The sequence below is a fragment of the Nocardioides sp. genome (assembly GCF_051876515.1).
In the GTDB taxonomy this organism is placed as follows: Bacteria; Actinomycetota; Actinomycetes; order Propionibacteriales; family Nocardioidaceae; genus Nocardioides.
Window position 1 is genome coordinate 1 of record NZ_JBJEHY010000140.1, and the last position, 9,629, is coordinate 9,629.

9 protein-coding genes are annotated in these 9,629 nt (G+C 72.0%); 2 read left to right on the forward strand and 7 right to left on the reverse strand.

All coding sequences use genetic code 11. The features are described from left to right. The 7 genes from ACI379_RS10500 to ACI379_RS10530 all read right to left on the reverse strand — a co-directional run. Window positions 1-1,332 (reverse strand): hypothetical protein (locus ACI379_RS10500; RefSeq protein WP_439792030.1); only part of this gene is annotated, 1,332 nt, incomplete at its 3' end. Beyond that, window positions 1,329-2,255: a hypothetical protein gene (locus ACI379_RS10505; RefSeq protein ID WP_439792031.1), complete on the reverse strand. Its 927-nt coding sequence runs from the start codon at window positions 2,253-2,255 to the stop codon at window positions 1,329-1,331. The genes ACI379_RS10500 and ACI379_RS10505, both read right to left, overlap by 4 nt. Beyond that, window positions 2,255-2,713, reverse strand: coding sequence for a hypothetical protein (locus ACI379_RS10510; RefSeq protein ID WP_439792032.1), 459 nt, complete (start codon window positions 2,711-2,713; stop codon window positions 2,255-2,257). The genes ACI379_RS10505 and ACI379_RS10510 overlap by 1 nt, the downstream gene beginning before the upstream one ends. A gap of 160 nt (window positions 2,714-2,873) precedes the next feature. Further along, window positions 2,874-4,094 carry an aminotransferase class I/II-fold pyridoxal phosphate-dependent enzyme gene (locus ACI379_RS10515; protein WP_439792033.1) on the reverse strand — a complete coding sequence of 407 codons (1,221 nt, stop codon included), beginning with the start codon at window positions 4,092-4,094 and terminating at the stop codon, window positions 2,874-2,876. Between the two features lie 110 nt (window positions 4,095-4,204). Then, window positions 4,205-5,683: an FAD-binding protein gene (locus ACI379_RS10520; protein WP_439792034.1), complete on the reverse strand. Its 1,479-nt coding sequence runs from the start codon at window positions 5,681-5,683 to the stop codon at window positions 4,205-4,207. 171 nt (window positions 5,684-5,854) lie between these two features. Then, a complete protein-coding gene (locus ACI379_RS10525) occupies window positions 5,855-6,355 on the reverse strand; it encodes a LytR C-terminal domain-containing protein (protein WP_439792035.1) in 501 nt (166 codons plus the stop codon). 92 nt (window positions 6,356-6,447) lie between these two features. Then, window positions 6,448-6,744, reverse strand: coding sequence for a type II toxin-antitoxin system VapB family antitoxin (locus ACI379_RS10530; protein ID WP_439792036.1), 297 nt, complete (start codon window positions 6,742-6,744; stop codon window positions 6,448-6,450). Window positions 6,745-6,833: 89 nt separating this feature from the next. Between ACI379_RS10530 and ACI379_RS10535 the strand changes: the two genes are divergently transcribed. Together ACI379_RS10535 and ACI379_RS10540 are read left to right on the forward strand one after the other, a co-directional pair. Further along, entirely contained in the window at window positions 6,834-8,639 is a 1,806-nt protein-coding gene (locus tag ACI379_RS10535; protein ID WP_439792037.1) for a helicase HerA-like domain-containing protein, read from the forward strand. Between the two features lie 121 nt (window positions 8,640-8,760). Then, the gene (locus ACI379_RS10540; protein ID WP_439792038.1) at window positions 8,761-9,237 is read left to right on the forward strand and encodes a nuclear transport factor 2 family protein; all 477 of its coding nucleotides are present in this window, start codon (window positions 8,761-8,763) and stop codon (window positions 9,235-9,237) included. The last annotated feature ends 392 nt before the right edge of the window (window positions 9,238-9,629 follow it).

Here is a 9,629-nt window from a genome sequence, read left to right on the forward strand (position 1 = left end):
CACCTGGTCGGCCGCCCGGCCGCCGGCGAGGTACACCTCCGCGCCCTGGGAGCCGCTGCCGTCGAAGACCACGGTCACCCGGTTGGCGACCTTCGCGTTGATCAGCGACCCCAGCAGGGCGACCGGGTCGGCCCGGTCCTCGAGTGAGAGCACCCGCGTGGCCTCCGGGATCACCGCGACCTGCGCCGACGGCGCTCCGGCCGTGACGACCTGGTCGACCACGAACGCGGCGGAGGAGAGCGTGGCCGCGACCTCGGTCGCCACCGTGCCGCCCTGCGCCGCGCCGACCAGCATCACGCGGGCCGGTGCCGGTGCCGGGTCGTCGGCCACGGCGCGCTCGATGGCGGCGACGACGCGGTCGGCCAGCCCGGACGTGTCGGCCCCGACCAGACGCAGGCGTCCGCGCGGAGCCGTACGGTTGGCCGGCAGGTAGCAGATGTAGCGACCCTCGCCGACCTTGTGCACGGACACCCGCGCCTCGGTGCGGGAGAGGTGCTGCATCAGGTCCTCGATGGTGCGGGGACTGGCCGGCTCGGACTCCTCGCCGGCCTCGGCCTCGTCCTCGAGGACGTCGAACAGCCCACCCGCGGCGTCGCGCAGGGCGGAGACGGTGTCGGCGGTGAACGGGGCGACGCCGATCGAGCGGAGCCCGCCGCGGGCGGCGTGGCTGCCCTGGTCGGAGGCGAGGATGCCCGCGGTCAGCAGCGAGCGCATCTGCAGCCCGTCCAGCAGGCCGCCGCCACCGGCGACGTGCTCCATCAGCTCGGGGTTCGACTCGGCCAGCTCGTTGAGGTAAGCGGTGACGCCCTCGCGGTCCAGCGCGTCGGTCTCGATGAGCCCGGCCGAGACGATCGCACCACCGAGGGCGACCTCGGGGGCCAGGTAACCGATCGCGCGACCGGCGATCGAGCCGAGGGTCTTGTACGCCGCCTGCTGCAGCTCGTCGATCCAGCGGTACGTCAGGACCGTGGCGCGCACGACCAACGCGTCCGCGTCGAGCTCGACCGAGCGGGTCAGCAGGCCGTGCTTGCCGGTGGTCGCGGCCCGGACCTCGTCCTCGAACTCCGCGTACGTGCCGGGGGCCAGCGGAGCCGTCTCGGTGACGGCGTCGTCGGAGAGCACCTCCGAGCCGAGCCGGGCGTACTGGCGCATCGTGTTGCCGGCCCGGTCGAACGCGTCGGCCAGCGACAGCATCTGGTCGTACTTGTCGCGGGTCACCGCCGCCTCGGTCAGCGCGGCCGCGTCCTGGGTCCCAGCGTCCGTGGCGCGGGCCGGGGTGGAGCCCAGACGCGCGGTGGTCTCGGAGGGGGCGGGGTTCTGGTCGTTGCTCATGCGGTCACCTGTGCGAGGACGGGAGCGAGGTCGGCGGCGAGGTCGCCCGGTTCGACGCGCCGGACGGTGACGCGGGGTGTCTCCGCGTCGGTGTGGGCGCTCAGGCAGTGCCAGCCGTCGTTGAGCAGCACCCACGACACGACGCCCACGTCGGTGGTGTTGGAGCCCGCGACGTCGGCCCCGAGGACCCGCAGGCGGCCGCGGCCCTCGGTGTGCACGGCCGAGACGGTGCGGATGGCGTCGGCGTCGGAGAGGGGTCCGTCGGGTCCGAGGACGGCGCCGTCGCCGTGGTGGGAGAGCAGCACCGGCACCAGGTCGCTGCGACCCGTGCGCAGGGCCTCGCCCGTCGCGTCCATCACCGAGAACGCGATGTCGAGGGTGGCCGGCACCTCGCTCTCGCGGCGGGGCAGGTCGTCGGGGATCTCGGCGATGCGGCCGAGCTCGCCGGCCCAGTGCTCGACCGGGAACCAGGCGATCTCGAAGACGATGCCGTCGCAGGTCGACAGGGTGGCGACCGCGTCGCCCGCCTGGCGGTGCCACGCCTTGACCTGGCTCCCGCCGGCCGCGACGTCGATGTCGAGCGCCAGGGCGGGCTTGGCCAGCAGTCCGACGGCGCCGGCCAACGACGGGTCGAGGCGCTCGTCGGTGACCAGCCCGCGGCGTACGAGGGTGCTCTCGGGGTCGTGCAGCGAGGCCAGGGCCCGGTGGTACGCGTCCGCGTCGGTGCTCTCCTGGGTCTGGCCCAGGCGGCCGCTCAGGCCGGAGGCGGTGCTGGCGGGCGCCTGCTCGAACGGCAGCGGGGCGTTGCCGGCCAGGGCGGCGGCCAGGCGCAGCTCGGGCAGCGTCAGCGCCAGCCGCCGGGGCAGGCCGTCGAGGAACGACTCCGCGACGGGCGGCGGCGTGGTCAGGTCGATGGTCACCATCAGGACTCCTCGCCCAGGCCGGGCAGCTCGACGCTCAACCAGTCCTTGTGACCGGCGGGCGGGGCGACGAAGTTGACCAGGGTCGCGTCCTCGTCTGCCTCCGCGGTGTCGGCGGCGACGTCCGTCCCCGACTCGGCAGCGGCGTGCGCGACGCGGGTGCGGGCCTCCTCGATCAGCACCGTCGCCCGGTGCTGGCGGTTCTCGATGGCGTCCTTGACCTCGTCGACGCCGCCGAGGTGGCGGGAGAGCGAGTCGGCGGCCGTCTCGTGCTGACCGGCGGCCGAACGGAGGTGTGCGGCGCGCTCCTTGATCCGGTTGCGCATCGCTTCCGCGGCCCGCCCGTGCCACGGCACGCTCTCCGCCTGTGCGACCAACGAGTCGGCCAGCGACCGGATGTCGAGCGCGCGCTCACGCAGCTGGGCCACGCGCCTGCGACCTGCGGCGGTGTCGCCGTACATGGATCACACCCTTTCGTCGTTGGCCGCCTACCCCTGCCCGGGAACGGTGAAACCCTTCGTCCGGAGGAGTTTGCGGCCTGGCTGCATCTTCGCCCACGCGCGGTGGACGCGGGACGGGTTCAGTGCAGCATCCCCCGAGCAGGGGCGTCCGCGCCCGGACTCAGGCGTGCGGGGCCGCCCCGGACGGCAGCCAGGCCTCCAACCGGTCCAGAGCAGTTGCCACGTCAACGATGTCTGCGGCGAAGCTGAACCGTACGAAGTGGTGGCCGTGCTCGGTGTCGAAGTCGATGCCGGGCGTCACCGCGACGCCGGTGTCCGCGAGCAGCTGCTTGACCCAGGCCATCGAGTCGTCGGTCAGGTGCGCGATGTCGGCGTACACGTAGAACGCTCCGTCGGCCGGCGCGACCTTGTCGATCCCCATCTCGGCCAGGCGGCGCAGCACCAGCTCGCGGGTCTGCGCGTACTCGCGCACGTGACCGTCGAGCTCGGCGTACGACTCCTCGCTGAACGCCGCGAGCGCGGCCCACTGGGCGATCGCGGGCGGGCAGATCGTGAAGTTGCCGGTGAGGACCTCCACGGCGCGACGCAGGTGCGCCGGCACCAGCATCCAGCCGATCCGCCAGCCGGTCATCGCGAAGTACTTGCTGAAGGAGTGGAAGACCACGGCGTCGCGGCTCGTCTCCCAGGCGCAGCGCGCCAGCGCGGGTTCGCCGGTCAGGGTCGCGTACTCCATGCCGTGGTAGATCTCGTCGGAGACGAACTGCACGCCCGCCCCGGACGACCAGGTCGCCAGCGCGGCCAGCTCGTCGGGCAGCAGCATGGTGCCGGTCGGGTTCGCGGGGCTGAGCACGACGAGGCCGTCGATGGGCTTCTCGGCGTGCACCTCCTCCAGCTGGGCCACCGTCGGCTGGAACCGGGTCTCCGGACCGGTCGGGATCTCCACGACCTCACACCCCAGCGCCGTGAGGACGTTGCGGTAGCAGGGGTAGCCGGGGCGGGCCATCGCCACCCGCGCGCCCGCGTCGAACGCGGCCAGGAAGGCGAGCAGGAAGCCGCCCGAGGAGCCGGTGGTGACCACGACCTCGTCCGGGTCGACCGTGACCCCGTGCACCCGCTGGTGGTGCCCGGCGATCGCCTCACGCAGCTCCCGGATCCCGACGGCCTCGGTGTAACCCAGCGGGTCGGTGCCGCCCAGCAGCCGGATCGCCTCCTCGCGGACCGGGGCCGGGGCGCCGTTGCGGGGCTGCCCGGCCGCCAGGTTGAGCAGGTCGCCGTGGGTGCGCTGGCGCTCGGCGCTCGCGGCGAGGATGTCCATGACGTGGAACGGCGGGACGTTGGCGCGCTGGGCGGCCGCGTACCGGTGGTGGGTCGGGGTGCTCACGGGCTCATCCTGCCAGCGCCCCTCGACCGACCGACGGAGGAAAGTCGCTCAGCGGAGGTCCTAGGCTCCTCCGACGGGGGTTTCCTCCGTCCGTCGGTCGCCGGTTCCCGTCAGGAGGCGTGTCCGGCCGCGGCCGCGTGGCGCCCGGCGCGGCGCCCGAAGAAGGAGCCCTCGCCCAGCTGGGTCCCCGAGCAGTAGCCGTTGCCGTCCTGGGCGATGTTGGAGGCGCACGCGCCCGCCGCGTACAGGCCGCCGACGGGCGTCCCGTCGGCGCGCAGGACCTCGCCGTCGACCGAGGTACGCAGGCCGCCGAGGGTGAAGCCGGCGTACAGCGCCTTGCCGAGGCTGAGGTCGAAGGCGCCCCACGGCCCCTGGTCCTGCGGCGCCACCCAGTCGGGGTGCTTGTGGAACTGCGGGTCCTCGCCGCGACGGGCGTGCTCGTTGTAGTCGCCCAGGGTCCGCACCAGCGACCCGGCGGGCAGGCCGAGCCCCTCCTCCATCTCCTCGACGGTCTCCCAGCCGTCGATGAAGGGAGTCAGCGGGAACTTCGGCTTCTCCATGTGCTCGCTGTCGACGATCACGTACGCGGCCTGGTCGGGCTGCTGCATGACGAAGTAGGAGGTGCGGGCGTGGTAGCTGTCCTCGGCCACGAAGCGCTCGCCACGCTTGTTGACGACGATCCCCTTGACCAGCTGCGAGGGCGGGTAGAACGGCGCGGTGATGAAGGCCTCGTCCATGTGCTTGAGCTCGGCGCCGACCGAGGCGCCCATCCGGATGCCCAGACCGTCGTCGTACGTGCTGCCGAGGGTGAACAGCTTGGAGCCGAGGTTCGGCGTGTGCGCGGCGACCATGTCGGGGTTCATCACGAACCCGCCGGCGGCCAGGACGACGGACCCGGCGCGCACGTGGCCGGTCTCGGTGAACCGGCGCCAGGCCAGGCCGACGACGCGGTCCCCGTCCGTGACCAGGTTGATCGCTCCGGTCTCGTAGCGGACCTCGACGCCCTCGGCCTCGAGGGCGTCCTTGAGCAGGTCGAGGACCAGCTTGGTGCCCTCCAGGTCGCCGGGCACGGGAACCTTGTGGCCGCGCGGGGCGGGCACCGCCTGGTCGCGGTACGGGTGGACCTTCTCGTTGCCGGTGTACATCAGCCCCTGGGTGCCGGGCTGGATGACGCTCTTCTCCGGGTAGTAGCTGCGCTCGAACTCGAAGCCGAGCGACTCCAGCCAGTCGAAGTGCTCGACCGAGCCGTGGGCGTACGCCTCGATCTTGTCGACCTCGGGGTCGGAGGAGTTGGCGAGGAGGTACTTGGCCATCTCCTCGGGGGTGTCGTCCTGGCCCGTCGCCTTCTGCACGGCCGTGCCGCCGCCGAGGTAGAAGTGGCCGCCGCTCATGACCGAGGTGCCGCCGTGGACGGCCGCGCGCTCGAGGATCAAGGTCCGGGCCCCGCCGCGTACGGCCTCCAGCGCCGCGCAGGCGCCAGCGATCCCGAAGCCGACCACGACCACGTCGAAGGTGTCCTCGGGGCCCACGCCGTCCAGGACGGAGGCGGGCAGCGCGTCGGGCAGGGTTAGGCCGTTGGTCTCACTCACGCCGACAATCTAGAACAGGTTCCAGTCTTTGGGGAGGGGCTCCGGGGCAATTTCTGGACACCTGTCCGATCGGTGCTGGTCGAGCCCGGTCGCACCGCTCGCCGAGCCTGTCGAGACTGGTCACATCGGTCGAGCCTGGCCACGTCGGTCGAGCCTGGCGAGACCTACGACTTACTCGGTGCCGGGTACCGCGCAGATCGTGGTGTCAACCTTGGAGGTGACCGACTCGGGGGCCTTCGCGGCGAGCGCCTTGTACCGCTCACCGACGATCACGGTGACGCCGTCACCGATGCCCTCCTCCTTGACGTACTTCACCTTGCCGAACTGCTTGCCCACCAGGAGGGCGGCCGGGTCGTTCTTGACCGTGTACCGCACGATCGTGACCTTGGTCCGCTCGGCGTTGCCGGTGCTGCCCTTGCCGAAGCCACGCTCGACGAGCGACTCTTGGGTCAGCCCGGCCAGACCGTTGCGACCGGAGCCGTTGAAGACGCTGACCACGACCTGGTCGCGGAAGACCTCGTCGCCGACGCTGATCTCCTTGTCGACGCAGACCGGGAGGTCGTCGGACCCGGGGAACGGCGTCGTCATCGCCTGCCAGCCCCACACGGCCGCCACCACGACGAGCAGCCCGAGGACGCCCAGGGTGAGTGCCGACCGGGCGCCAGGCGACATCGGGGGGCGCGGCGGCGACGGGGGCGTGGGCCCGGCGGGCGGTGCAGGCGGCGTCGGCGCGGCGGAGGCCGGCGACGAGGAGGGGGAGGAGGTCACTCGGCCACCTCGTGCACCCGGGCGTGCAGCACGTTGCGCTGCTGCAGGGCTGCGCGCAGCGCCCGGTGCAGGCCGTCCTCGAGGTACAGGTCGCCGCGCCACGAGATCACGTGCGCGAACAGGTCCCCGTAGAACGTGGAGTCCTCGTCGAGGAGCGCCGCCAGCTGGAGCGTGTCCTTGGTGGTGACCAGCTCGTCGAGGCGTACCTGGCGCGGTGGGACCTGCGCCCAGTCCCGGGCGCGCAGAGCGTGCTCGGGGTAGGGGCGGCCATCACCGACGCGCTTGAAGATCACGACGCGACTATAACGACGGGGCCTGATCGCGGCGGTCCGGAGCGCGTACGGACTCTCCTGCGTCGGTCGTTCTCGTTAGGCTCTCGTCCATGAGCCAGACCCCCGACGCCGCCCCCGAGGTCACGACCGAGGCGGCCACCGCTGCAGCCGCCGAGCAGACCCCTGTCGCGGAGGCGTCCGCCGAGGCCGTCGCCCCCGAGGCTGTACCTGCGGAGGCCGCTCCGGCTGAGTCCGCTCCGGCCGAGTCCGCGACCGCTGCGGCAGCCGCAGCCGAGGCAGCCCCCGCCCCGGAGCTCGACCCGGTGAGCGCGGCGATCGCGCCGGGGTACGAGTTCGAGGGCCCCGCCCTCGAGCTGGGCGGCCTGATGCTCGACCCCGACACCCTCACCGGTGTGCCGATCCGGATCCCGCTGGCCATGGTCAACCGCCACGGCCTGGTCGCCGGTGCCACCGGTACCGGTAAGACCAAGACGCTGCAGCTGATGGCCGAGCAGCTCTCCGCCGCCGGGGTGCCCGTGTTCGCGGCCGACATCAAGGGCGACCTGTCCGGCCTGTCGGTGCCCGGCGAGGGCGGGGAGAAGATCTCGTCCCGCGCCGCCACCGTCGGTCAGACTTGGACGGCGACGGGGTTCCCGACCGAGTTCTACGCGCTGGGTGGCGAGGGCATCGGCATCCCGCTGCGCGTCACGATGAGCGCGTTCGGCCCGACGCTGCTGAGCAAGGTGCTCGACCTCAACGACACCCAGGAGTCCAGCCTCGGGCTGGTCTTCCACTACGCCGACACCCAGGGCCTGCCGCTGCTCGACCTGTCCGACCTGCGCGCGGTGCTGACGTACCTGCTCTCCGACGAGGGCAAGGCCGAGCTCAAGACGATCGGTGGGCTGTCCACCGCGACCGCCGGCGTGATCCTGCGTGAGCTGGTCAACTTCGAGGCGCAGGGTGCCGACAAGTTCTTCGGCGAGCCCGAGTTCGCCTCCTCCGACCTGCTCCAGACGACCGCGGACGGCCGTGGGCTGGTCTCGCTGCTCGAGCTGCCGAACCTGCAGGACCGCCCGGCGCTCTTCTCCACCTTCCTGATGTGGCTGCTGGCCGACCTGTTCCACGACCTGCCCGAGGTCGGCGACATCGACCGCCCCAAGCTGGTCTTCTTCTTCGACGAGGCGCACCTGCTGTTCAAGGGGGCCTCCAAGCCGTTCCTCGAGCAGATCGCCCAGACCGTGCGCCTGATCCGTTCCAAGGGCGTGGGCGTCTTCTTCGTGACCCAGTCGCCCACCGACGTCCCCGACGACGTGCTCGCGCAGCTCGGTTCCCGGGTGCAGCACCAGCTGCGCGCCCACACGCCCAACGACGCCAAGGCGCTCAAGGCGACGGTCAACACCTACCCCCACTCCGAGTACGACGACCTCGGCAAGGTCATCACATCGCTCGGCATCGGCGAGGCCGTCGTCACCGTGATGAACGAGCGGGGTGCCCCGACCCCGGTCGCGTGGACCCGCCTGCGCGCCCCGGAGTCCTTGATGGGGCCCGCCGAGGCGTCCGCGATGGAGGCGAGCGTCAAGGCCAGCCCGCGCTATGCGACGTACGCCGAGGCCGTCGACCGCGACTCGGCCCGCGAGCGGCTCGCCGCCAAGCTCGAGGAGGGGGCCCGCAAGGCCCGCGAGGAGGCCGAGCTCAAGGAGCAGGCGCGCCAGGACAAGCTCGACAAGGCGGCCGCCGACAAGGCCGCCAAGGCGGAGGCCTCGCGCAAGGTGCCCGTGCCCAAGACGTCGGGTCGCGCGCCCAGGCAGGAGGACTCGATGCTGGAGAAGGTCGTCGAGTCCGGGGCGTTCAAGGACTTCATGCGTACGGCGGCCCGCGAGATCGCGCGCGGCATGTTCAAGTCCGGGCGGCGCTGAGGCGCACGACGCAGCCCGGGCGGTGCCGCGTGACGGCACCGCCCGGGCGCCGTCCCGGCCTGCGTCCCTGTGACCGGGGCAACACTGTCGCGGTACGAGGGTGCCGTCCTAGCCTGCTGGCATGGACGCCGTACAGACCCTGCTCGACATCGAGCAGATCAAGCAGCTCAAGCACCGCTACTTCCGCTTCGTCGACACGAAGGACTGGGAGGGCGTGGCCTCGTGCTTCGTGCCGGAGGCCACCGCCGGCTACCCGCAGCAGGAGTGCGGCAGCCGCGACGAGATCATCGCGTTCCTGAGCCGCTCGATGGTTCCCGAGATGGTCAGCATGCACCAGGGTCACCACCCGGAGATCACGGTGGCCGGTGACACCGCCACCGGCACCTGGTACCTGCACGACAAGGTCTTCCTCCCCTCGTTCGACTTCGCCCTGGAGGGTGCGGCCCTCTACAGCGACGAGTACGTCCGTACGGACCAGGGCTGGCTGAAGACGCGCACCGCCTACCAGCGCATGTTCGAGACCAGCTGGAAGATCTCCGAGGGTCCGGCCAGCGTCAACCTCAAGCAGGGCGAGATCTCCCGGGGCCCGCAGGGCTGAACCGCCCGTCCGTACGCGGTGGGGCCCCTCTCCCTGTGACCCCAAGTTGGGTCAGGTGACCCAACTTGGGGTCACCCGGAGAGGGTGACAGGCAGTTGGGGTCACTGGGAGAGGTTCGGAAGCCACCACAACCTCTCCCACCGACCCCAAGTCGCACGCGTGGGCGAAAGACCTCGCCCGGCGACCCCAAAGTGGGTCACGTGACCCACTTTGGGGTCACTGGGCGGGGCCACGTCAGGGCAGGGGTCACTGGGAGAGGGCCAGCACCAGCCGGCCCACCCAACAATCCTCAGACGGTCGGCTCCGACCACGCCATCTGGGCCACCTCCACACCGCGGTCGCGGGTGACGAACCGGGCCCGGCCGGGCGGCGCCTGCTGCGGGCGTACGTTG